This is a genomic window from Solibacillus sp. iso_87, from assembly GCF_056173085.1.
In genome coordinates this window covers 3,632,585-3,656,771 of the sequence record NZ_CM149656.1, presented here as the reverse complement: position 1 = coordinate 3,656,771, position 24,187 = coordinate 3,632,585, and the positions used below count along the sequence as shown (strand labels likewise).

The following is a 24,187-nucleotide window of genomic DNA, read 5'->3' as shown; positions in this document are numbered from 1 at the left end:
ATTATTTTAAAAAATATAAGAAAGGGAGATGGAGAATTTGACTATTTGCGAAAATATTAAAAAGAAGTATATTCGTCTTTCTAAGGGGCAACGAAAAGTTGCTCAGTTTGTTATGGATAATCCGAATATAGTGGGAACACATACGGCCTCCGAAGTAGGAAGATTAGCAGATGTAAGTGAATCAACTGTAATCAGATTTTGTTATTCAATGGATTTAGCAGGTTTTAGTGAGCTCCAAGATAAACTGAAGGAATACTTAATGGAAAAAGGCGAAGCAACCGAAGTTAAACAAGCGATGCCTGCTAAAAAAATCCGAAATCATATTGGAGCGGACATTGTCAAAAAAGATATCGCCAACATTTCAAAAACATTCAACCAGCTAAAAGAGCAGGATGTTGAAGAAGTTGTGCAATTGTTACATACATCAAAGAAAATCCACTTTTTAGGTTTCAGAGAATCGACACCAGTTGCATTTTGGATGTACAGCAATGTCAACAGGTTACGAGACCATGTTCATTTTATTCCTCATGAGGCAGACAAAATCGCCCAACAACTTGCATATATGGATGAAGATTCACTGCTTTTCATTATATCACTTGATGAAGAATATGAAGATATGGCGACAACAGTAGAAATTGCAAAAAGGAAAAATGTAAAAATTGCCGCAATCCGTAATAAAGAGCTTACATCTCATGCGGATCCGGCTAACCCCGTACTTATCGTTCCGAATACAAAAGAAGACGGTATCACTTGTACAATTGCCATTTTCTCTTTATTACATATATTAGTGGAATCAATGGTAAGCCAAAACCCGCAACAATATGAGCAGTATAATAAAAAACCAAAAAGCTCACTCAGTACGTCGAATTTAATAGCAATCAGCTAAAACTGTAAAGGCTACCTCATAGCCATTACAGTTTTCCTTTTTGCTAAGCAATGTTGGTAAATCTTCTGTTTTTCACTTTCTTTACGTTATGTTAAAATGAAGAGCGAAAAGCATTTAATAGGAGGCTCACTATGAGTAAAACATTAGTTTTCGGACATAAAAATCCAGATACAGATACAATTACTTCAGCGATTGTTTATGCATACTTAAAACAACAATTAGGTGTAGATGCAGAAGCAGTTCGTCTTGGAGAATTAAATAACGAAACAAAGTATGCACTTGAAAAATTCAACTTTGAAGCACCACGTCTAATTGCTAACGTTAAAGATGAAGGAGCACAAGTAATTTTAGTAGACCATAATGAGTTTCAACAATCCGCAGATGGGATCGAAGAAGTACAAATTACAGAAGTAATCGATCATCACCGTATTGCGAACTTTGTAACAGCTGATCCAGTATATTTCCGTGCGGAGCCTGTAGGTTGTACAGCAACAATTTTAACTAAATTATATAAAGAAAATAATGTGGAAATTCCAGCTAATATTGCTGGTTTAATGCTTTCTGCTATTATTTCGGATACATTATTATTCAAATCGCCAACATGCACAGAACAAGATGTGAAAGCTGGCGAAGAATTGGCAGCAATTGCAAATGTTGATACTGCACAGTATGGTTTAGCTATGCTAAAAGCAGGTGCGGACCTTTCAGATAAGTCATTGGAAGATTTATTGTCATTGGATGCTAAAGGCTTTGAATTCGGTGAATATAAAGCGACAGTTGCCCAAGTAAATGCAGTGGATATTGAAGATGTTCTTGGTCGCCAAGAAGAGCTTGAAAACTTATTGAACAAAAATATTGCAGATAACGGCCTAGATTTATTCTTCTTTGTCGTAACAGATATTTTAAACAATGATTCAACAGCAGTAGCAGCTGGACAAGTTGCCGAAGAAGCAGCGAAAGCGTTCGGTGCAACAATTGTTAATGGTCGCATCAGCTTACCAGGCGTTGTATCACGTAAAAAACAAATCGTTCCAGTTTTAACTGAAAACTTAAAATAAAAAATAAATCCGGTAACGCATTTAAGAGTTACCGGATTTTTTCATTTTTAACGGATAGACGGCAGGGCCTTCAATAACTTCGCCTTTTGCATTATAGCGTGATCCGTGACATGGACAATCCCATGTATCATCTGCAACATTCCATCTAGTTTTACAGCCAAGATGTGTACATTTAGGCGCATCCGGTCTGTCGATATAGCCTTTTACAAGCTCTTTTCCGATCATCCCGCCCGTTTGCAGCATGAAGTAAAATGTCTTCCCGAAATTCGAACGATTCGGTGAGAATAAAGCGGCTGCCGGGTTTGCGATTCTTTTAATAAGATCTGTAAGCAAAGTTCCTGCAACAAGTGAAGAAGAAAGCCCCCATTTATTGAAGCCAGTTGCAATGTACAAACTGTCATCACTCGGAGATAGCTGGCCGATATAAGGAACTTGGTCTGCAGTCATAACATCCTGGGCACTCCAGCCGTATTCATATGGCGGAAGCTCAAAATCTGTTGTTAGTTCATGCTGCAATGTTTCATAAAACGGGTCTGTATCGCTTGTCGATCCAGCTGTATGCGATTGTCCGCCATAGATGAAGTAGGGCTGATTATCGATAAGCGCCGTTCGGATTGTACGACTTTGAGCATCGACGCTTAAATATTGGCCTTCTAACAGCTGTGAATATTTTGTTGCTGTTAAATAAGACCGTTTGATTTGCAGCTTCATCGAATAAAGCTGACGAATTGATTCTATTGGATAATGGGTACATAAAATCAGCTTTTTATAATGAACGGTACTGTCATTGCTTGTATGAAGGCAATTTTTGGACATTTCTAATTTAGTGACTCGCGTATTTAAATAAAGTTGTGCGCCATGTTTTCTTGCTAATTGAACATACGTATCTGTGAACTCGACAGGATTGATCTGACCTTCATTTTTGATACCGAGCGCAAGTTCTACAGGAACCGAAAGTTCGATGTCCTTTGTTGCAACAAAGGGAATACCAATTTTTTTATAGCTTTCCGCCTCGTTTAAAAGCTGCTCCTTTCCTTGAGGAGTAGCTGTATAAACATACGAAGTAGCTCGGGTAAAGCTGGTTCTACTTTCGGAAACAGCTTTTTCAATAGCCTGTTTATTCGCCTCGTAGTAAATTTTCCCGTCTTCTTCACTAAGTTTTGAGTAAATGAGGTTATGCTGGACTGTCAATTTTCCTGTAGAATAGCCAGTTGTTCCTTGTGCAAACTGGGGCATTGCTTCGATTAGCACGACACTAAGCCCCTCTTTAGCCAGAGAATATGCTGTATAAATACCGCTAATACCCCCTCCGATTATACATATATCGCAGTTAATCGATTCTTGCAAAGTAGGGGCAGCAAAATCTGAATGTGTTGGAAGCCAGAGAGATTGTTTCAAAATATCACCTTTTTATTTTTTAGCATAGGGTATTTGAACAATATTTATTCAGATGTTGTCACATAATAAAAATTCCTCAGCCATTATGTGGGGGGAGGCTAGTTTCAAACATTGTACTTTTGAATAGTTGCTAGCTACAATACAAGAAAAGGAGAGTGATTAGCATGAAAATCGAAGTATGGTCTGACTATGTATGTCCTTTTTGCTATATCGGCAAGAAACAATTAGAAATCGCATTAGATGAACTTGGGTATGGGGATGTGATTGAAGTAGCATATAAAAGCTATTTATTGGATCCTACAACACCAGTTGATACGACAAGCTCTGTATATGAAGAACTGTCACGAAAATACCAAATTTCATTAGATGAAGTTAAGAAAATGACAGCAAATGTTACAGCACGTGCCAAAGAAGTAGGGCTTGAGTACAATTTTGATGAAATGAAAAGTGCAAACACTGTAAAAGCGCACCGTTTAGCAAAATGGGCTGAAACAGAAGGGAAAGAAAAAGAATTTACCGAGCGCGTTTTAAAAGCTTACTTTTTAGAAGGTGAAGCAATCGGACAAACTGAGGTATTACTGACATTAGCAAAAGAAGTCGGACTATCTGCAGAAAAAGGCCGTCAAGTTATCGAGAGCAACGAGTATATGGAGCAGGTTGAGCAAGATATTGCGGTTGCTCAAAATCTTGGTGTACGCGGCGTACCTTTCTTTGTCATTGATAATAAGTATGGCATTTCTGGTGCACAACCACAGGAAATATTTGAACAAACGATTGAAAAAGCAGCACAGGAAATCGGTTTACGTAAGCCTTTGAAAATGCAAGGCGTAGACGGCGCTGCGTGTACCGATGATTCTTGTGATATTTGACAGGGAATTTTACCTGGATTCGCATATTTATATAAATGCGAAATAGGAATTCAGACTAAAGTATGAGAATAATCTAATTGATTTTTTTAGGTTGTTCTTTTATTATATTAAAGTACCTCGAATTTGAGATACTTTAAAACAAGATAAAAGATTTTAAAAATAAATAATATTGAAAATAGTAGGGAGAAATGAAAGATGACAAACGTATTAGTAGTAAAAGCAAATAACCGCCCGGATGGCGTATCAACAAAAATGTATGAAACATTTATGGCTGAAGTAGCGAACTATGAAGGTTTGAATGTAACAACTTTTGACGTATTTGAGGAAAATATGCCATATTTCGGACAAGAATTATTCAACGCTTTCGGTAAAGCACAAGCAGGCGAAGAATTATCAGCTATCGAAGCAGGTTCTTTAGCTGCTTTTAACAAATCTCGTGAAGCTTTAACAGCTGCAGATGTAGTAGTATTTGCATTCCCATTATGGAACTTAACAATTCCGGCAGCATTACAATCATTCATCGATTACACTTATGGTGCAGGCTATTCATTCAAATATAATGAACAAGGTCAATTAGTAAGCTTAATGACAGACAAAAAATATATCGTATTAAACGCACGTGGCGGTATTTACTCAACACCACAAGCATCTGCATCAGAAATGTCAGTAAACTATATTAATGCAGTAATCGGTGGCGTATATGGTATGGAAAAAATCGATGAAGTTATTATCGAAGGTCATGCTTCAAATCCAGCTGGAGCTGAACAAATTATTGCTGAAGGCTTAGAAAGAGTAAAAGCTGCAGCACAAAATTTGGCAAAAGTAACAGCTTAATTTAATTATTCATATAGTAGAGAAGGGTTGCTCACAAAGTAGTGAGCTCCCTTCTTTTTTTAGTCGGGAAAAGGTATTTATTAAGACAAATATTCACTTGGCAGTAAGCTACTTACTTTTCGTAATTAATGAGAAGTGGTAATATATAAGTAGCAGTTAAATAAATTTAGTTTTAGAGTAGTGAATATGAGGTGAAGAAAATGAAAGAATCAGCACTATGTCCGCGTCTTTCAAAAGCAATGGAGCTAGTCGGGAAACGCTGGACAGCTTTAATTATTTATCAATTGTTGGAAGGACCTCAACGATTCAATGCGATTGAGGCAGCATTGCCAATTAGTGGACGCTTACTGTCAGAGCGCTTAAAGGAACTCGAAAAAGAAGGTATAGTTGAACGTAAAGTGTATTCAGAAGTACCGGTTCGTGTTGAGTATAATTTAACGGATAAAGGGCGTTCCCTTGAACAAACTGTGAGAGAAATTGAAATATGGGCGAAAACTTGGTTATAAATCATGCTGTTTTACTTGTAAAAAGCGTTATAAAAACAGATACTTAAAAAGTACGTCAGCTTTACGGGAAAGGAAAATGTTTTTTATGACAATTCAACAGTGGGAAAATGATTTATTACAATGGATCCCTTCAACTAATATAAAGAAAAATGAAACATTAAAAAAATATACAATGACAAAACTTGGCGGTAAGGCAGATATTTTAGTGCTGCCGAAAACTGAAGAGCAAGCAGCAGCTGTCGTTAAGTATGCATATGATAATAATGTACCGCTACTGATGCTGGGGAACGGCTCCAATATGGTCGTCCGTGATGGCGGTGTACGTGGAATCGTCCTGCATTTTGCTTTATTGGACGAAATTCGCATTGAAGGTGATACGGTTTATGCGCAAAGTGGTGCTTTGATTAAAGAAGTATCAAAACAAGTCGCAGCTCAAAGCTTAACCGGTTTTGAGTTTGCATGCGGTATTCCAGGTTCAATCGGTGGAGCAATGGCAATGAATGCCGGCGCTTACGGTGGTGAGGTTAAAGATATCGTCACATCTTGCAAAGTACTAACACCAGAAGGCGAGCTTCTTGAGCTGAACAACGAACAACTTGAGCTTTCTTACCGGAAAAGTATCATTGCAAAAAAAGGCTACTTAGTACTGTCTGCTACTTTCCAATTAGCACACGGTGACCAAAAGCAAATCGAGGAGAAGATTGCCGATTTAACGTTCCAGCGTGAATCGAAGCAGCCGCTCGAATACCCTTCGGCGGGCAGTGTATTCAAACGTCCACCAGGTTATTTTGCAGGTAAGCTTATTCAGGATAGTGAATTGCAAGGTAAAGGTGTTGGAGGGGCAGAAGTTTCTACAAAGCATGCAGGATTTATCGTCAATAAAAACAATGCTACGGCAAAGGACTATATCGATACAATTCAAATGGTACAGCGTGTTGTAAAAGAGAAGTACGATATCGACTTGGAAATGGAAGTAAAAATCGTCGGTGAAGACTAATCTTGGATGATATAAAATGACTTCAACTCGTGCTAATTTAGCGCGGGTTCTCTTTTTTTAATGGATAATTAATATGAGGTACATAAAGGAGTGAGAAAGATGAAATTTATTTCGTGGAATGTGAATGGGATTCGTGCATGTGTAAATAAAGGGTTTTTGGATTATTTCCGTGAAATGGATGCGGATTTTTTCTGTATCCAGGAAACGAAATGTCAGGTAGGACAGATTGATCTTCAACTTGAAGGATATTATCAATATTGGCATTCAGCCGTAAAAAAAGGTTATTCCGGTACAGCTGTATTTACGAAACATGAACCGTTAGCAGTGTACTACGGCATCGAAAATGAAATTGCGGCAGAGGAAGGCCGCATCCTTACATTGGAGTATGAAAACTTTTATTTAGTGAATACATACACACCGAATGCAAAGAGAGATTTAACTCGTTTGAAAGAGCGGCTGCAATGGGAAGACCGGATGGCGCTATATTTGAAGGAACTTGATGCAAAAAAGCCCGTCATTTATTGTGGAGATTTAAATGTTGCACATAGTGAACTAGATATTAAAAATGTAAAATCCAATATTGGAAACTCCGGATTTACATATGAAGAGCGCGGGATGATGACAGATTTACTTTCAAGTGGATTTACGGATACGTTTCGTCATTTCCATCCGGAATTAACCGACCACTTTACATGGTGGAGTTATATGGCGAAAGTACGTGAGCGAAATATCGGATGGCGCATCGACTATTTTATTATCTCTGACCGACTTGTTGAAAAAGTAGAGGAAGCATCTATACATTCAGAAATTTTAGGTAGCGATCATTGCCCTATCGTATTAAAATTAAAAACGGTGTAAGATGAATAGACTAATAGAAATAGAACTTTTACAGCATAATAAAGCTTTGTAAAAAACAGAAAAAAAGAGGTGGAGTTTATGGCACAACAGGCGAAAAAGTCAAAAGGGCGCAAATTTATAAACATCGTCATTTGGGCAGTTGGGATTTTAATTATTGTAGGTGGTGCAGCGGTAGCAGGATTGCACTTATACGTAGCAAATTCTAAACCTGTCATTGAAGGTGAGCTCGCGGTATCGATTTTAGATAATGATGTGGAAGTTACGAGAGATGGTGTAGGAGTTCCGCACATTGTGGCCAAGTCCGATGCGGACCTTTATCGTGCACAAGGCTACGTGCAGGCACAGGATCGTTTATTCCAAATGGATTTAGCGCGCCGCCAAGCGAGTGGTACGTTAGCTGAAGTGGTAGGGGAATCTGCAGTAAATACAGATAAGTTTTTTCGTACCTTCAGTTTACGACATGCTGCAGAGTTATCATGGGATGACTATGATGCACAGTCAAAACAGATTCTTGAATGGTATGCGGAAGGTGTAAATGCTTTTATCGATGAAGTAAAAGATACAAGCAAACTTTCATATGAATTCAAACTACTTGGGTATACGCCTGAAGCTTGGACACCGATCGATTCATTGACAATCGGGAAATATATGGCATACGACCTGGGCGGAAACTGGAATCAGCAAGCTTTCCGATCTTGGGCAATGCAAAACTATACAAAAGAACAAGCTGAAGAATTATTTGTAGAGTACCCGGAAAACGCTCAATCAATTATTGAAGCGAATTTAAATCTGGAAACGGATATTGCAAGTGCCATTCCAACAGATTACTTACCGTCAGAACATAACGGGAGTAATAACTGGGTTGTAAGTGGTGAACTGACAAAGTCAGGTAAGCCTTTACTTGCAGATGATCCGCATCTAGGATTAAGCACGCCATCTGTATGGTATCAAATGCATCTGGAATCACCTGAACAAAATGTAAGTGGTGTAATTTTTGCAGGGATCCCTGGAATTATTCTTGGGCATAACGAACAAATTGCATGGGGCGTAACGAATGTGAACCCGGATGTGCAAGATTTATATATTGAAAAACCAAACCCGGAAAACCCTTATGAATTTGAATATGACGGGGAATGGGAAGAGGCAACTGTACGACAAGAGCCGATCAAAGTAAAAGACGGTGAAACGGTGGACTTTGAAGTTGTGGAAACACGACATGGTCCAATCATTTCTAACATTATGCTAAAAGATACAAAGATGAAAGAGCAGTTCTCTATGCAGTGGACAGCACTACAATCAACACAAGAATTAAAAGCAGTATTAGGTTTCAATAAAGCGACAAACTGGGAAGAGTTTGAATTCGCGCTAGAGGACTTTAAAGCACCGGCACAAAACTTTGTGTTTGCTTCAACTGATGGAACAATTGCATATAAAGCAAATGGTCTGGTACCGATCCGTAAACAAGGTACAGGTTCATTACCAGTGCCGGGTAACTCGTCTGAATACGGCTGGGAAAGCTATATCCCATTTGATGAACTGCCAACTGTTATTAATCCGGAAGAAGGCTATATTGCAACAGCGAACAATCAAGTTGTAGGCGAGGAATACCCTTACCATATTTCAAATCTTTGGGCACAGCCTTATCGATATGAGCGGATTGTAGAGATGATTAAAACACCGATGTATGATGAGGAAACAGGTGAATTATTAAAGCTAACTGTTGCGGAAATGAAAGGTATGCAAATGGATAAAAAGAATTTGCATGCCGAAGAATTTTTACCAAGCTTGCTTGAAACGATTAAAGCTCAAGACAAAGACGGCAAGTACAAGAGTGTCATTACCCTTCTGGAAGAATGGGAGTATTACGATGACAAAGATCAAGGTGCACCACTTGTGTACCATTTCTTAATCGAAAATATGGAAAAAGCATTATTCCAAGATGCAATGCCGGAAGATGTTTATAAATTAATGCCTGGTAAATCACAAATTACCGACCAAATGCTGCGTGATGCATATGCAGGTAATCCGGGTGTCTGGATTACAGAAGAAGGCGGACTGGATAAATTCGTTTATACTGCATTTGAGGATGCTGTAACGAAGATCAAAGGTAAATTTGGGACGTCTGTTTCAAAATGGAAATGGGGCAGCTATAATCAGCTGACATTTAATCATCCATTAGCAAGCGCATCGGACTTTTTAGCGGACTATGTCAACCCTGAAAAACTACCGGTTGGCGGGTCTAGTGTTACCGTACAGGCAGCTTCTGAAGATGGCAGCGGAAATGTAAACCATGGTGCATCATGGCGATTTGTTGCGGACTTGGATGATTTATCGTCAGCCTATCATATAGTTGGTCCAGGACAGAGCGGACATGTGAAATCAAAATGGTATGACAACCAGACTTCAAACTGGGTTTACGGGCGCTATCATAAAACAAAAATCAATGGCGAAATTGACCATGGTTACGAATTAAAATTAAAAGCTGAATAGAATTAAAATAAAACACCCTTTTTCTCAACGAGAAAAAGGGTGTTTTAGTCGCGATTTTACTCATCATCACAGGCTGGCTAACGTTATGGATTGCAATTTTTGCGGACATGAGCGCAACATTAATAGTTATTTTAAATTCATTGCGTTTATTAAAGGTAGAAAAGTAGTATACTGGTATTTATAAAGTGAGCTAAATTATAGAAATCTAGTTTTTAATTGAAAGTAAAAAGTCACATGTTTTAATCAAAATGATTGAGTTAAATTACTTTGCGTTATATGATTGTAGAAGAGAATCTAGTTTTATAAATGAGGCGAAAGATGACAATGTCAGGTATTAAATTAATAAATGTAACAGAAGAAATTGTAAAAGGGCTTGTTAGTTTTCTGCTGCATGGCGTTGAATATCAAACATTTTGTCATTGTGAACAATGTGAGATGGATGTGAATGCTATTGTTTTAAATGTATTGCCAGCTCGTTATGTTACATCAAACGAGACGAGAGATGCTGTATTTAAACAAATGAGCACACCGGAAAATCTTGATGAAATCAATAAACAAATTATCCGTGCACTTCACATTGTAAAACAATATCCTAAGCATCCATAAGAAATGAATTCAATGCATTCTTTATGTATATAAGCAGTAATGATCAAGTTTTATAAAAGATAAAATGAAGAGGTTATTCAATTAGGGGCATACTAATTGCAATAGCCTTTTTCTTTTAATGCCTTTTAGCGTAGGGAGACTGTTTAAAATTGCCACAATTACGGCAATGGATGACTAACCCGCTTCCTGTGTAACCATAGCCGAATTGTTAGGGAACTGAGTCAGTGTAATTTAAGCGTTTACTGTTTTCAGTTAACTTTTTGCGTGAAATTGTAGTAAACTGAAAGAAGCAATTGGAAAGAGAGGGAACAGCTATGCCAACACCTAGCATGGAGGACCACATTGAACAAATTTATCTACTAATTGAACATAAAGGGTATGCACGTGTGTCCGATATTGCGGAAGCTTTATCTGTTCTACCTTCCTCCGTTACAAAAATGGTGCAGAAATTGGATAAAGACGGCTATTTAATATATGAAAAATATAGAGGCTTAACATTAACGCCAAAAGGGCAAAAGTTAGGAAAGAGACTTGTTCAGCGACATGATTTGCTGGAACAATTTTTGCGTTTAATAGGGGTTGATGAAGAACGTATATATGAAGACGTTGAAGGTATTGAACATCACTTGAGCTGGAATTCCATTGATCGTATAGCGGATCTTGTACAGCTTTTAGAAGAAGAGCCTCAAATTACGAAGAAGCTGGAAGAAATGAAATCAAATCATAGTATGTAATGATTGACAAGAAAAAGGAGAATATGATGAATCAATTAATAAAATCAGGACAAGTAGTTGAATTAACGGTATTGGAAGAGCAAGGGTCACGTTATATTTTAACAAATGGTGAATTGGAAATTCCTTTAAATGCATCAGATGTAGCAGAAACAATTGCGATCGGCGATGTTTTAAAAGTATTCCTTTATACGGATCGTCGTGGAGACCTTCAGGCAACGACAGCCATTCCGCATATTACAGAAGCAGATTACGGTTGGGCGCGTGTATTGAAAGTAACAAAAGAAGGTGCTTTCTGTGATATTGGTACTTCCCGCGAAGTATTAGTCCGTGCTGAAGACTTACCGGCAATTGAAGAAGTATGGCCGGAAGCAGGAGATCATTTGTATATTACATTACGTACTGATCGCAACGGAGATTTATTCGGTCGTTTAATTACAGAAGAAAAAGTTAATGACATGTATGAAGGCGCAGCGGAAGACATGTTTAATAAAAACATTACAGCTCGACCATACCGTCTGTTACCGGTAGGATCGTTTTTATTAGGCGTTGAAAACCCTTATCGTATTTTCGTACACGAATCAGAAATGAAAGCTGAGCCGCGTTTAGGACAAGAAGTGCAAGTGCGCATTATTGATGTAAAGGAAGATGGCTCGTTAAACGGCTCATTTTTACCTCGAAAACATGAGCGTTTAGGTGATGATGCTGAAAAAATCTTTGCATATTTAGAAAGTGTCGGCGGGAAAATGCCGTTTGGTGATAAGTCAACACCAGAGGAAATTTCTGAAATGTTCAATATGAGTAAAGGCTCGTTTAAGCGTGCACTAGGTACTTTAATGAAAGCACGCAAAATTACACAAAAAGACGGCTGGACAAAAATCGTTTAGATACAACTATAAGTAAAAGGGGAAATGTATATGAAACCTTTTACTTTTTTTATTCGTATTAATTAGAGAATGTATAGTAAAATTGGACAACATATACATTCGCAAAGGGGGATTTATAAAATGAGACAAAAATGGATGGCTGTCATTGCAGCATTCGCGTTATTGATTTCTTTTGTTTTACCAATGGGCGCTTCTGCGGCGACTACAGAACAAAAAAATCCAATCAATGAAAAACTCGGTGTACCAATCGTTGTTTATGGAGTTAATTTATCTGCTGATGAAAAAGAAACAGTGAAAACTGCTTTGCGTGTAGATCAGGAAACAGAAGTAGATGAAATTACAATTTCAGGACAGGATTTAGCAAAATATATAAAAGATAGTAACCCAAGTTCACGCATGTTCTCATCTGCTAAAATTACACGTCAAGATGCAGGCAAGGGACTTACAATTAGCATCGTAACACCAGATAATATTACACAAGTAACATCGGAAATGTATGCAAATGCCATGTTAACGGCAGGTATTGAAGATGCGATTGTGGAAATTGCAGCACCAAAACCGGTAACAGGTCACTCTGCATTAGTCGGGATATATAAAGCATATGAAGCAAAAACAGGTGAGACTTTAGATATTGAGCGAACAGATGTCGCAAATGACGAACTATCTGTTGCTACATCAATTGCTGAATCGGCAGGAGTTTCAGATGCACAAGTTGCGGAATTATTAACGGAAATTAAGAAAGCAATTGCTGAAAATAAACCGGCAACTAAAGAAGAAGTTCAGCAAATTGTTGAAGAACAGCTGAACAAACTGCAAATCAATTTAAGTGAAGCGGACCGTCAGATTTTAGTTGATTTAATGGACCGAATCAGTAATCTGAATATCGACTTCAGTAAATTATCATCACAGCTTTCGGATTTAACAGCAAAGTTCGATGAGAAGTTCGGTGCTATACTAGAGGATGAAGGATTTTGGCAAAGCGTCAAAAACTTTTTCAATAATCTAATCGATACAATTTCATCTTGGTTCAAATAAAATAGTCATTCAATGGAAGCACTCATAAATCGGGTGCTTTTATTTTTATTGAAAATTCAAATTATGGTATATTGTGAAGTACAGAAGGAGGGAGAAATATGGAATTTATTTATAAAGACAAAGGGAACAACTATGGAGCTCTGGAATACGAATTGAACGGTCAGCGTGTTGCTGAGATTACTTGGGTTTTACGTGAAGGTGTCATGAATATGGATCATACCTATGTATCTGATGTGCTGCGTGGTCAAGGGGTAGCCAAAAAGCTTTTAGATGCCGCTGCGGATTACGCACGAGAAAACAATTACAAAATGAATGCCATTTGTTCATATGTCGTTTCTTCATTCCAAAAAAGCGACGCGTATGACGATGTAAAAGTATAGCAATATACAAAAAAACACGATTTTCATTTTTTAGAAAATCGTGTTTTGTTATGGAATTATAATTTTTTTCGATATATTATCATGCTTTTTAAAATCCTACAAATAATGAAATTAGAGCAGTAATAAGTCCTGAAACACCGAGAAGCGTAAGAATTTCTGTACCTTTATATGTAATTTCTTTGTTTTGGAACATATTGAACACTCCTTTTTATATTTATATATATTTATCCAATTAAGGTAGTTTTTAATCCTATAACAGCAAATGTTTTAAAAGAATTTCGCAGGGTATATTAATTTATATGAAAAGTGAAATTAAATTCCGAATTAGGAGGTAATATTATTATGGCTAAATTAAAAGGTAAAGGCGTTGTAGTTGCCGGATTATTAGCAGGTGCTGCTTCATTTTTAAGTAAAAAGGAAAACCGTGATAAAGCAATGGATTATTTGAACAAAGCAAAAGGGAAAGTAAATGAAAGCGGTGGAGTACAGGGTTTGATGGAGAAAGTCCAAGGCAAATCGGCTGGTTACAGTAACGAAGATGCACATCCATCATCTACAGGAGATCTGGATACAAATATGGCAAAATCGGCATCAGTCGGAAAAGAAGATTACAAAAAAGAATCACTGGAAGAGGTTGCAGTGACAGCAGGAGAGATTGCAGACCATACGTTAGAAGGTAACCAAATGGTCGAAGAAGGCGCTCAAACAACAACAGATTATTACAATCATGAACAGGACAAACGAGCGTAAGCAAATCGATGAACTTTATAAAAACAAGGTAGGCGGGAAATTAGCCTCCCTTTTTTTATGATATATAATGTCGGAGCACTTAGTAACGCTGTTAATTTCAAAACGATAAAAAAGGGTTTGTCTGAAACGTTTTTAAATCGTTTCAGACAAACCCTTTAACATGTATAAAGATTAAGCGTTAGCTGTTTCTTTTTTCATTGTTTTGTTTTTAGCAAGGTTTACGTGCCAAGATAGAGCTTCCTCTAAAATATGAGGAGTGTGCGCGCCGCCAGTTGCTTCGTAAGCGCGGTTATAGTAATCCCATAACTGCTCTTTGAAATCTGGGTGAGCACAGTTTTCGATGATTAATTTTACGCGTTCTTTTGGAGCAAGTCCGCGTAAATCAGCGATACCTTGTTCAGTTACGATCACGTCTACATCGTGCTCAGTATGGTCTACGTGAGAAACCATTGGTACGATTGAAGAAATCGCGCCGCCTTTTGCGTATGATTTCGTTACGAAGATACCAAGACGAGCGTTACGTGCGAAGTCACCAGAACCGCCGATACCGTTCATCATTTTTGTTCCTGAAACGTGTGTAGAGTTTACGTTACCATAAATATCTAACTCAAGAGCAGTGTTGATTGAGATTAAGCCCAAACGACGGATAAGCTCTGGGTGGTTAGAGATTTCTTGTGGACGTAAGCAAATTTTATCAGCATACTTTTCTAAGTTGCCGTAAACTTTTTTCTGTAATTCTTCTGTAAGTGTAATAGAAGTTGCAGCAGCAAAGCGTACTTTACCAGCATCAATTAAGTTGAATACTGCATCTTGTAATACTTCAGAAGCAACTACCAAGTTTTCGAATTCTGCATCAGCAAAGCCGTCTAATACTGCGTTTGCTACAGAACCTACACCTGATTGTAATGGCATTAATTCATTTGTTAAACGGCCCGCTTTGATTTCTGAACGGAAGAAGTCTAATAAAATGTTTGCCATGTCCTGCGTTTCCTCATCTGGAGGAACGATTAATGAAGGAGCGTCTGGCTCTTCAGAAATAACGATTGCTTTAATTTTAGCTGGATCTACTTTAATACCGATTTCACCGATACGTTGCTCAGCATTTGTCATTGGAATCGCGTCACGCTTACCTTGTTCACCTGGAACATAGATATCGTGAATACCGATCAATGCTTCTGGATGAGAGATATTTAATTCGATAATAATGTTTTCTGCATATTCAGCGAAGATTGGTGAGTTACCTACAGAGTTTGATGGAATAATTAAACCGTCTTCTGTAATTGCAACAGCTTCTAAAATTAAGTGTTTAATAGGACCGATAATTCCTTGACGTACTAACTCAGCATTGTGAGAAAGGTGAGCGTCTACATAAGAAATTTCGCCTTTATTTACTAAACCGCGCATTACCGCATCCCCTTGGAAAGGACCGCGTTTGTTAATAACACCAGCAGCAGCTAAGTAGTTATCAACTTCAGGACCTAAAGAAGCCCCTGTATATACATCAATTTTAATTTTTTCGTTTTTAGCGCGCTCTACTAATGCCATAGGTACAACTTTAGCATCACCTGCGCGAGTAAATCCTGACATCCCTACCACTGTGCCATCTTGGATTAAAGCAGCAGCTTCTTCAGCAGATACAACTTTATCTACTAATTGTTTTAAACCTAAACGTTTCTCAACTCGTGGATCCATTAATAAATCCTCCCCTAATAAGTTATTTAATCGTTTGATAAACAGGAAATTTTGTAATTTTCTGTGTTTTTCACCAGGTAGTAAACCGGCATTTATGCTAATATTATCATCAAATTGTCACATTTACTTCACGCCCAACATAAAAGCGCTTAAAAGGTGATTATTAGAGAAATTTAACGTAAAAAAGAGATAAAAATTGATTAGCCATAAAGTTGACTGGTTACTCGTTTAGCAAATATGCACAATTAAGATTGGGAAGATAGGTCAAAAGACCAAGATGAGGGGTGGAAAGTAAAAAAGCGACTCGTATGTACGAGTCGCTTTAAATTAATTTTAGAATCCTAAAGAACGGCGGAAGTAGCTAGCGTAGCGTTGGCTTACAGGAATACGTGTGCCGTCTTTCATAATTAAAAGGAAAGTCGAGTGTGAATCTGGCTGAATTTCATCAATGTAATCGATATTAACAATATAAGAACGGTGGCAACGGATGAACGAATCAGGAGCTAAAAATAACTCTAAGTCGCTTAAGTTCAAGCGGTGATATCCTTCACGGTGCATTGTTTTTACAAATGTTTTACGCAATTGTGTCTCAAGATAAATTACTTGGTTGTGTTTAATTGGGTACCAGCAGTCATCAATTTTTACTGTAATATAATTAGTTAAAAATGGAGAAGGTTTTTGAGGGAAGATTGCTGTAATAGCACCTTTTGTTTCACCTTCTTCAATGAGAGGAATACTCATTCCGTAATAAGGAACTCCGAATACGTCAGATTCAATGTATGAATTGATTTTTTGACCATATGCTAATGCTTTGTATGCAGCTGAACCTTCTTTAATCGGGTCACCTGGTTTGATTTTTAAGTCTACTTTTTTGCTTGGCTGATAATATAAATACTCATTTGTATCTGAAATAGCAATTGATGTATTCTCAGGGAAAAATTCTTTAATGACTTCCATAATTTCTTCTATTTGTCTTGGATCCACTTTATAACACCTCTTTATAAGCATTTTATACAATTATGAACTATTTTACTACATATTTAAAGAAATTGGGTTGGGAAGATTTTTTAAAATGAAAAATATTTTGGGGGGATGGAAAAAGAGAATTTTTTTATAGAAAATATAATGAAAAGATAGCGTGAAAATTACTATGGTAAAAGAGTATGATTAGGTGAAATATGCATTTTTTAAATTCCTTTATTTCTATAATTGGAAGTAAACTAATAATTTTGTCCTAGGTTAATTGTTAAAATTAGGTTGAAAGCAAAACTTGTAATATGGTAATATTCACTATAGTTACTAATAAAATGTACTATTATGCGGAAAACAATGCATACTATAATAGTATAAATATAAAAATGAATAAATAATTACTTTGCTTAATAAAAGAAATTCTTTTATGGAAATTTCTTATGATTAATATAATGTTATCACTTATTATGAAATACAGACTGGCAGATGTAAGGAATATCAACAATATGCAGAATTATGACAATTTCTTGTACATTTGTATTAGGCTTGTCTTTCTAATAAGTAATAGAAGGTCATTCTGAAGAAAGATGGGGTAACTTATGCAACTACATCAATATTCAATCTCGGAAACAATTTCAAAACGGTATTTTCAAGAGATTGACAATATCAATCAATATACTGGGATCGAAGATTTTTTTGTTCTGGAATCTCGATTGATTTTTGAAGTTTATCATTTAGAAGTAGCAAAAGCAAAGAAGACATTACACGAAATAATAGACATATTATCCGCACGCTTCGGAAAACAGGTCATTAAAGTAGTGCGCTCGTATTTTGTTACGTTATCCTCAATTGTTGCGCGTAAGCTTTTAGATAATCAAGTCCCTTCTAAAAAAGCATTTGCCTTCAATTTAGCATGTGCAGATATGATTGAAAACAAGATGAAGGATGCCGAGTTTCTGCAATTTGCAGATGACTTAATCGATTTTTATGTGTATTTTATTGCGGATCGAAAGCAGCCTACGTTCCGTCACCAAACAGTAAACAAAGTAATTATGTACATAAATGATGAGCTGGAAAATGATCTAACAGTTGAAAGTATTGCAGCGAACTTCCATATTAGTACGAGTCATTTATCGCGTATTTTCCGTGAGCATGTAGGGATCACTTTAGTTGAATACTTAAATGTTCGCCGTGTAGAGGAATCCCAATATTATTTACGCCATACGAATAAAAGCATTACCTCAATCTCAGATCAATTCCATTTCTGTAATCAGAGTTATTTCACTAGAATTTTCAAGAAATACACAGGTGTAACACCTAAACATTTCCGTGATGAACTGCATCATGAATTTTTCCGATTTGAAATTCCTGAAGTAGAGTACGAAAGTGTTTAATACTTAAAATCCTACTGAGCGTGTAGTACACCCTTAAATGTAGGGCAGATTAGTTAATTTTATTTCTATATTCTTCGTTTAGCTGAAAGTTTCAGAAAAAAAAGAATAATATATGAAAACTCTGCATGGTATATATTATTACATGTAGAGTTTTTTTATTTTAAAACTAGTTGTGGCTTTAAGATTTTCAAAATTGCATTATTAATAAAGCTAGTTTTATACTAAACAAAGGTTGAAAAATAGATTGCTTTTAATAAGGACATGCAATCATCATGTAAGGAGAGAAAAATGAAAAAATATGAAAGAGCGATCTCACTCGTTTTAGTTGCAGGAGCTAGTTTAACCGCACTATTTTTCATTGTGAAACAAAATATGGAAGCGGCCATTTTAGCTATGACGATTATGTTTACATTTACGAATTTTTTCCGTTCACGTACATTTAAAGAAAAGGGTCATGAAAAGGAAGCAAAATGGATGCAGAAGATGTCGATGATTTTTGCGGTTTTATCAATTATTGTTTTATTTATTATTGTCACAGGATAAAAATAGAAAAAGAAGGCGAAATGGAATGAACAGAAAAGCAAACAGAAAAAGTCCGATCGCAATGATTGTATCCATTTCAATTGTTATTTTAATTGCGATCTTAGGGTCTATTTATTATAAATTTGAAGTAGCACAATCTGCTACAGAAGAAAAATCTGTTGAACCAAATAAACTGGAAAATGAAGAGACACAAAATAAAACAAACGAAACGGAAGAACCGTTGGAGCCAAAAGATGAAAATGCTGATGATGTAGCTTCTTCAGAAAAAAACGGTGAAAATTCTTCGGCAAATTCTGGGGAGCAGCCAATTAAACAACCTGCTCAAGAAACTCCAACTGCTACGGAAGAAGTGGAACTGGAAAATGGATATATTGTTGGCCAAAAGTCTGCAACAGAGCCTACTTTCGTAAAAGGGGTTTTAATTGCGAATAAGAAAAATCCTCTTCCCTCTACCTACAATAAAGGGGAAGATCCTAAGGCGCGTGCCGCTTTTGAAAAGATGGCAAAAGCTGCTATGGAAAATGGAATAGAGCTCGTTGCTTTTAGTGGTTTCCGTTCTTACGATTATCAAAAAACACTATACGATCGGTATGTGAAGCGAGACGGGAAGGAAGCGGCAGATCGCTATAGTGCCAGACCAGGGTATTCCGAGCATCAAACTGGACTCGCTTTTGATATTGGGGAAAAGGGTCGTGAAGATTTGTGGCTGACAAATGAGTTCGGCGACACTGAAGCAGGACAGTGGTTGGCACAAAATGCCCATAAGTACGGGTTCATTTTAAGATATCCAAAAGGAAAAGAAGAGATTACAGGTTTTATGCATGAATCATGGCATTTCCGCTATTTGGAAGGCGAACTTGCGACAAAGGTATTTGAAGCTGGTGTAACGCTGGAAGAATACTTAGGGATACAATAATACTTAAAACTGAATTATAAATAAAAAAACCAATTTTCTCTAAGGAGGAAATTGGTTTTTTACTATGCACAGAACTTTAAACTCAATTCAATTTCCCTACAGTATCGGTGATAATAAACGGGAAATGGATTCTTTGAATTTAATAAAGCTGGAGCGATTTTTGTACAGTTCAAATGTGAGCTCTGAGCAGTCTAATATATCACTTTCGAATATTTCGGCAAGACGGTGTGCCAATAATCGGTCATAAAGAAGGGCGTTCACTTCAAAGTTTAAACTAAAACTCCGCACATCAATGTTTGCAGTACCGACTGAAGCAATTTCATCATCCACGACAATCATTTTGGCGTGAATAAAGCCTTTTTCATAATGATACACTTTTGCACCTGCTTCAACGAGTGGTCCTACGTATGAATAAGTCGCCCAATAGACAAACATATGGTCAGGTTTATTTGGAATCATAATCCGTACATCGAGGCCGGATAGCGCTGCGATTTTAATAGCGTCAAAAAACGATTCATCTGGAATGAAATACGGGGACTGTATGTACACGTATTTTTTTGCATTCGAGATTAAATGCAAATAGTTGTTTTTAATTACTTCCCATTCTGTGTCAGGACCGCTTGAAATAATTTGGAGAGCAACCGTTCCTTTTTGAGGAATAATCGGAAAATAACGCTCTGCATAACAAATATCATTCTTGGCACTTGCCTGGTTCCAGTCTAAAATGAAGCGAGTCTGTAATGGGTGGACAGCACTCCCTTCAATCCGTAAGTGTGTATCGCGCCAGTAGCCGAATCGATCCGATAAACTTAAATATTCGTCCCCAACGTTAAATCCTCCGATATAGCCGATACGCCCGTCTATTATGGAGATTTTTCTGTGATTTCTAAAGTTTAAGCGTGGATTAATGAGTGGCAAAATCGAAGGGAAAAATACTTCTACTTCACCGCCAGCTTCGATCAGTTCTTTAAAATGCCGCTTCCGAACTCCGCGTGAGCCCATTTCATCAAATAGTACTCTTACTTTTACACCTTGTTTCGCCTTTTTTATTAAGGCATTTACAATGCGTTGCCCCAAGTTATCCAGTTTGAAAATATAGTATTGAATATGAATGTGGTTTTTAGCATGTAGAATATCATTTATCAGTGCTTCGAACTTGTCACTGCCGTCATCGAAAATCTTCACATCGTTATCTTGTGTCAGGACAGCGTTATTTGTTTTTAAATTCATATATATGAGATGATTATAACTTTTAATATGTTCTGCACGCAGTTCCAGCTCATTATTTTCAATTGCTTCAATCTGATAATTAATCAGTTGTTCAATCCCGATATCTTTTCTGCCATCCCACCGGAATAAGTGTTTTTTTCTTAATTGTCTTCCTAATAATAAATAGAGGAAAAATCCAACAAACGGTAAGAAAAAAAGAACGAGCAACCATGCCCAAGTCGATGATGGCTTTTTGCGCTCTAAGAAAATGACAGTCAGGGCAAATAGAATATTTATAAACATAATAAGCGGTACCCAAATGGAACTTTGAATAATTGCGCTCAAAAGATTCACCTACTTTCCTTCTTACTTTCATTATAGCCTATGGAAGCAAAACAAAAAAAGAAACACTTCAAGCGAGTGCTTCTTACTTTTTTAATATTCCTCAACATGGAAGTAAATATCCGAGAAATCACATTGTGCTAATTTTTGGTGGTTAATGAAGAAGCTGATAATTCCACTATCTCCCCACATAATATTTTGCTCATCGTTTGAAACGATTTGCAGTAATAATGTGTCATAGTGCTGTAAATAGGGCGACGTTTTTCTGAAATCCTGATGTATAAAATATGGATAGCCGCCAATTTTATGTTCCGCTGCTAAATAGCTCTCCAAATATACATCCTGAAATGAACGGTCATCCAATGTAATGGGTGCATCCATTATTTCAGGTTTAAAATAATTATTTAAACGGTAATCCATTGCAGACACCGGTTCGAATTGTGTTTTTGGAATGAGCTTCATTTCCTGTTGAATCGGGAAACTGCTGATGTTTACGTCTTCTAAATACGTGAAATCATGAATAAATTTATTATAGTGACCTTGATAAGGTATATATTGGACTTTAAAATAACGACATTCCGAATGTAACTTTTCCCTTTCATAACATTGCTGTGGGATATAAAATTGCAATATACCATCTTGTGGAAATGGATGGTCAAGCTGAATCTCCGCAAAGTTAAGCTGTGCCAAAAACAGCATATAGCGATTTTGATTGTCTTTAGGATGTTCCATTTTATTTGTTAGAAAAGGAAGACCAGCAAATTTACTTTCATGTAAATACGCAGGTTGTTTCACCGGTTTTAAAATTGCTACTTGTTCGGCTGAATGACTTAAACTTGTATGATAATGGATCAATTCTTTTGGAATATAAATATTTTTTTCAATATGTGACATTTGAAGTTCCTCCTACTGAAGTAACATCTATGTGAAATGATGAATTAAAAGGCCCGTACGGACGGAAATTTGTTTATTCCTAAACGGAATTACTTCACAAAAATGATCATGATATTTTCAATATTTCCACTTGTAATTTTTGTTAAACATAGTTGGAAATATAAAGCAATTAATATTAACTACACGTGAAAAATAAAGTTATTAAATAACATGTATTCGTGAAGATTATGTAAATTATTTCAAAAGTAATTATAAAATTTACTAGAAAAAATTTTCTCTGAAATAAATTTATATAGGTTTATTATTGTTAATAAACGGTTAAGTTTAATTATGTTTTAGTTTTGTCACAAAACAGGAAAGAAAAATAAGATTATACGTGGTAACATATGAAGTAGTACAAGGTCTGACCTTATTAATTTGAAACTTTTAACATGAAATATCGTTATATATATTAACAAAGGAAAGTTTGAGGTGTAATCAAATGGCGAAAGAGATTGATTTAAAGCGTATTGTTACAAACTTATCAAAATTAGGTGTTACGGCGACAGTTACGAAATCTCGTCTTGAGCTTTTAAAAGTTTTAACACCACCAACACAAACTCCACAAACGCAAAATTAATGAAAATTATGTGTGATGAAACCCCGTTTGTCATACGTTATTTTCATATGAAGCAATAGGAAAAGGACCCGCGGTATACGCGGGTCCTTTTTGTTTTATTCATCGTCAGGATCATTTGTTGTAAACATATACGTACGGTAATGATACTTCATACTATAGACTAGACCGATCGCTAAGGCATTCCCCATCATTGAACTGCCTCCATAGCTAATGAAAGGTAATGGAATACCTGTAATCGGCAGAAGTTGTATTGTCATACCGATGTTTTCAAATACATGGAACGTAATCATAGCGATAATCCCTGCACATACATAAGTACAGAACGGATCTTTTAATAATAAAGTCATCTTCGTTAAGTGATAGATTAACAGGAAGTATAGACATATAACAGCGCTTGCGCCGATAAAGCCCCACTCTTCGCCGATTACAGCAAAGATAAAGTCTGTATGGTTTTCCGCAACATATACTTCACGTGCCATGAATCCTTTACCGAAAACCTCACCGGAGCCAATAGCATTTAGCGACGTAATTAAATGGTAGCCGTCCGAAGTTGCATATGAGTATGGGTCGAGCCATGAGTAGATCCGGGCGAATTGGTATGGCTGGAATCCGAATGTCTTTTCAAGGAAATCCTGCATATACAGGGCCATCCATAATAATGATCCGCCGACAACAGCTGCCCCGCCGAGAAGAGGCAGAATGATTTTCCAGGTGACACCGGCAACAATCACAAGTGCAACGGTAATGGCTATGAATACGAGGCCTGAACCTAAATCCGGCTGCAGCATAATTAAACCGAGCGGCACAATTAAAGTTACACCGATTTTACCTAGTAAGATCATATCGGACTTTATTGTTTTAATCTGGTATTTTTCGTTATGCCTGCTTATCAAATAAGCGGCGGACAAAATGAAAAACGTCTTCATGAATTCGGCAGGCTGGATGCTTCCGATCGGTGTATTAAACCAACTGTGCGCACCGTTCCGCTCAATTGTGATGCCTGTTGATGCCGGAATCGCCACAACGGCAACAAGCAGTATCAGCCCCATACCATATAAGGGCCAGGCCAGTTTTTTGTACTGGTCGGGATCAAAGTACATGACAACTGCAACAATGAAGGCAAAAATCGCATAGTTAAGCATTTGTCTCGGGACAAAGTTTGTTCCGTATTGCCCGGATGTTTGTGCAGAAGCGATCGCCAGTAAACTGACACCTAAAAATAAGATTAAGATTATTGTAAGTGTCCAGTCGAACCGTTTATTAAAATTATAATTGTTTGTATCCATTCGTTTCACCTTAAATTATTAAATTTAACCCGTTA

At 36.9% G+C, this 24,187-nt stretch carries 24 protein-coding genes; 18 read left to right on the top strand and 6 right to left on the bottom strand.

Annotation, left to right across the window (positions count from 1 at the left end):
• The first annotated feature begins 37 nt into the window (after positions 1-37).
• Positions 38-886, top strand: coding sequence for a MurR/RpiR family transcriptional regulator (locus tag AC0VXV_RS18680; protein ID WP_475529631.1), 849 nt, complete (start codon positions 38-40; stop codon positions 884-886).
• A gap of 131 nt (positions 887-1,017) precedes the next feature.
• Complete coding sequence (locus AC0VXV_RS18675) at positions 1,018-1,944, top strand: manganese-dependent inorganic pyrophosphatase (RefSeq protein ID WP_475529630.1); 927 nt, start codon at positions 1,018-1,020, stop codon at positions 1,942-1,944.
• 21 nt (positions 1,945-1,965) lie between these two features.
• On the opposite strand, the gene AC0VXV_RS18670 is transcribed toward AC0VXV_RS18675, so the two are convergent.
• On the bottom strand, positions 1,966-3,342 hold the full coding sequence (locus AC0VXV_RS18670; RefSeq protein ID WP_475529629.1) for an FAD-dependent oxidoreductase: 1,377 nt from the start codon (positions 3,340-3,342) through the stop codon (positions 1,966-1,968).
• 164 nt (positions 3,343-3,506) lie between these two features.
• On the opposite strand from AC0VXV_RS18670, the gene AC0VXV_RS18665 reads away from it, so the two are divergent.
• The 12 genes from AC0VXV_RS18665 to AC0VXV_RS18610 all read left to right on the top strand — a co-directional run bounded on the left by AC0VXV_RS18665 (position 3,507) and on the right by AC0VXV_RS18610 (position 14,285).
• Positions 3,507-4,211, top strand: a complete 705-nt coding sequence (locus tag AC0VXV_RS18665) for a DsbA family oxidoreductase (RefSeq protein ID WP_475529628.1) — start codon at positions 3,507-3,509, stop codon at positions 4,209-4,211.
• Positions 4,212-4,406: 195 nt separating this feature from the next.
• Positions 4,407-5,045 (top strand): FMN-dependent NADH-azoreductase, encoded by a 639-nt coding sequence (locus AC0VXV_RS18660; RefSeq protein WP_350479292.1) that lies wholly within the window; start codon positions 4,407-4,409, stop codon positions 5,043-5,045.
• Between the two features lie 200 nt (positions 5,046-5,245).
• Complete coding sequence (locus AC0VXV_RS18655; protein WP_079523324.1) at positions 5,246-5,551, top strand: winged helix-turn-helix transcriptional regulator; 306 nt, start codon at positions 5,246-5,248, stop codon at positions 5,549-5,551.
• A gap of 85 nt (positions 5,552-5,636) precedes the next feature.
• The gene (murB, locus tag AC0VXV_RS18650; protein ID WP_475529627.1) at positions 5,637-6,548 is read left to right on the top strand and encodes a UDP-N-acetylmuramate dehydrogenase; all 912 of its coding nucleotides are present in this window, start codon (positions 5,637-5,639) and stop codon (positions 6,546-6,548) included.
• A 99-nt stretch (positions 6,549-6,647) separates the two neighbouring features.
• Entirely contained in the window at positions 6,648-7,406 is a 759-nt protein-coding gene (locus AC0VXV_RS18645; protein WP_475529626.1) for an exodeoxyribonuclease III, read from the top strand.
• A 78-nt stretch (positions 7,407-7,484) separates the two neighbouring features.
• The gene (locus AC0VXV_RS18640; protein ID WP_475529625.1) at positions 7,485-9,896 is read left to right on the top strand and encodes a penicillin acylase family protein; all 2,412 of its coding nucleotides are present in this window, start codon (positions 7,485-7,487) and stop codon (positions 9,894-9,896) included.
• A gap of 318 nt (positions 9,897-10,214) precedes the next feature.
• Positions 10,215-10,502: a late competence development ComFB family protein gene (locus tag AC0VXV_RS18635; RefSeq protein WP_475529624.1), complete on the top strand. Its 288-nt coding sequence runs from the start codon at positions 10,215-10,217 to the stop codon at positions 10,500-10,502.
• A 314-nt stretch (positions 10,503-10,816) separates the two neighbouring features.
• Complete coding sequence (gene mntR / locus AC0VXV_RS18630) at positions 10,817-11,236, top strand: transcriptional regulator MntR (RefSeq protein ID WP_008405810.1); 420 nt, start codon at positions 10,817-10,819, stop codon at positions 11,234-11,236.
• 26 nt (positions 11,237-11,262) lie between these two features.
• Complete coding sequence (locus AC0VXV_RS18625) at positions 11,263-12,120, top strand: CvfB family protein (RefSeq protein WP_475531498.1); 858 nt, start codon at positions 11,263-11,265, stop codon at positions 12,118-12,120.
• A gap of 120 nt (positions 12,121-12,240) precedes the next feature.
• Complete coding sequence (locus AC0VXV_RS18620; RefSeq protein WP_475529623.1) at positions 12,241-13,155, top strand: DUF1002 domain-containing protein; 915 nt, start codon at positions 12,241-12,243, stop codon at positions 13,153-13,155.
• Between the two features lie 98 nt (positions 13,156-13,253).
• A complete protein-coding gene (locus AC0VXV_RS18615) occupies positions 13,254-13,535 on the top strand; it encodes a GNAT family N-acetyltransferase (RefSeq protein ID WP_079523315.1) in 282 nt (93 codons plus the stop codon).
• A gap of 342 nt (positions 13,536-13,877) precedes the next feature.
• Entirely contained in the window at positions 13,878-14,285 is a 408-nt protein-coding gene (locus AC0VXV_RS18610; RefSeq protein WP_475529622.1) for a 3-oxoacyl-ACP reductase, read from the top strand.
• Positions 14,286-14,456: 171 nt separating this feature from the next.
• Here the strand turns inward: AC0VXV_RS18610 and AC0VXV_RS18605 are convergent, their stop codons facing one another.
• Both AC0VXV_RS18605 and AC0VXV_RS18600 read right to left on the bottom strand, forming a co-directional pair.
• The gene (locus AC0VXV_RS18605; RefSeq protein ID WP_475529621.1) at positions 14,457-15,977 is read right to left on the bottom strand and encodes a succinate CoA transferase; all 1,521 of its coding nucleotides are present in this window, start codon (positions 15,975-15,977) and stop codon (positions 14,457-14,459) included.
• Positions 15,978-16,310: 333 nt separating this feature from the next.
• Positions 16,311-16,961: a LytTR family DNA-binding domain-containing protein gene (locus tag AC0VXV_RS18600; protein WP_350479282.1), complete on the bottom strand. Its 651-nt coding sequence runs from the start codon at positions 16,959-16,961 to the stop codon at positions 16,311-16,313.
• Between the two features lie 587 nt (positions 16,962-17,548).
• On the opposite strand from AC0VXV_RS18600, the gene AC0VXV_RS18595 reads away from it, so the two are divergent.
• The 3 genes from AC0VXV_RS18595 to AC0VXV_RS18585 all read left to right on the top strand — a co-directional run bounded on the left by AC0VXV_RS18595 (position 17,549) and on the right by AC0VXV_RS18585 (position 19,802).
• Positions 17,549-18,343, top strand: a complete 795-nt coding sequence (locus AC0VXV_RS18595; protein WP_475529620.1) for a helix-turn-helix transcriptional regulator — start codon at positions 17,549-17,551, stop codon at positions 18,341-18,343.
• A 288-nt stretch (positions 18,344-18,631) separates the two neighbouring features.
• Positions 18,632-18,886, top strand: coding sequence for a hypothetical protein (locus AC0VXV_RS18590; RefSeq protein WP_079523311.1), 255 nt, complete (start codon positions 18,632-18,634; stop codon positions 18,884-18,886).
• A 25-nt stretch (positions 18,887-18,911) separates the two neighbouring features.
• Positions 18,912-19,802 carry a M15 family metallopeptidase gene (locus AC0VXV_RS18585; protein ID WP_475529619.1) on the top strand — a complete coding sequence of 297 codons (891 nt, stop codon included), beginning with the start codon at positions 18,912-18,914 and terminating at the stop codon, positions 19,800-19,802.
• 96 nt (positions 19,803-19,898) lie between these two features.
• Here the strand turns inward: AC0VXV_RS18585 and cls are convergent, their stop codons facing one another.
• Together cls and AC0VXV_RS18575 are read right to left on the bottom strand one after the other, a co-directional pair.
• Complete coding sequence (gene cls / locus AC0VXV_RS18580) at positions 19,899-21,365, bottom strand: cardiolipin synthase (RefSeq protein WP_475529618.1); 1,467 nt, start codon at positions 21,363-21,365, stop codon at positions 19,899-19,901.
• A gap of 81 nt (positions 21,366-21,446) precedes the next feature.
• Complete coding sequence (locus AC0VXV_RS18575) at positions 21,447-22,247, bottom strand: YwqG family protein (RefSeq protein WP_475529617.1); 801 nt, start codon at positions 22,245-22,247, stop codon at positions 21,447-21,449.
• 481 nt (positions 22,248-22,728) lie between these two features.
• Here AC0VXV_RS18575 and AC0VXV_RS18570 point away from each other — a divergent pair, with 481 nt between their 5' ends.
• The gene (locus AC0VXV_RS18570) at positions 22,729-22,866 is read left to right on the top strand and encodes an Lmo0850 family protein (RefSeq protein WP_176141992.1); all 138 of its coding nucleotides are present in this window, start codon (positions 22,729-22,731) and stop codon (positions 22,864-22,866) included.
• 95 nt (positions 22,867-22,961) lie between these two features.
• Here the strand turns inward: AC0VXV_RS18570 and AC0VXV_RS18565 are convergent, their stop codons facing one another.
• Positions 22,962-24,152, bottom strand: a complete 1,191-nt coding sequence (locus tag AC0VXV_RS18565) for an FtsW/RodA/SpoVE family cell cycle protein (protein ID WP_475529616.1) — start codon at positions 24,150-24,152, stop codon at positions 22,962-22,964.
• Positions 24,153-24,187: the final 35 nt, after the last annotated feature.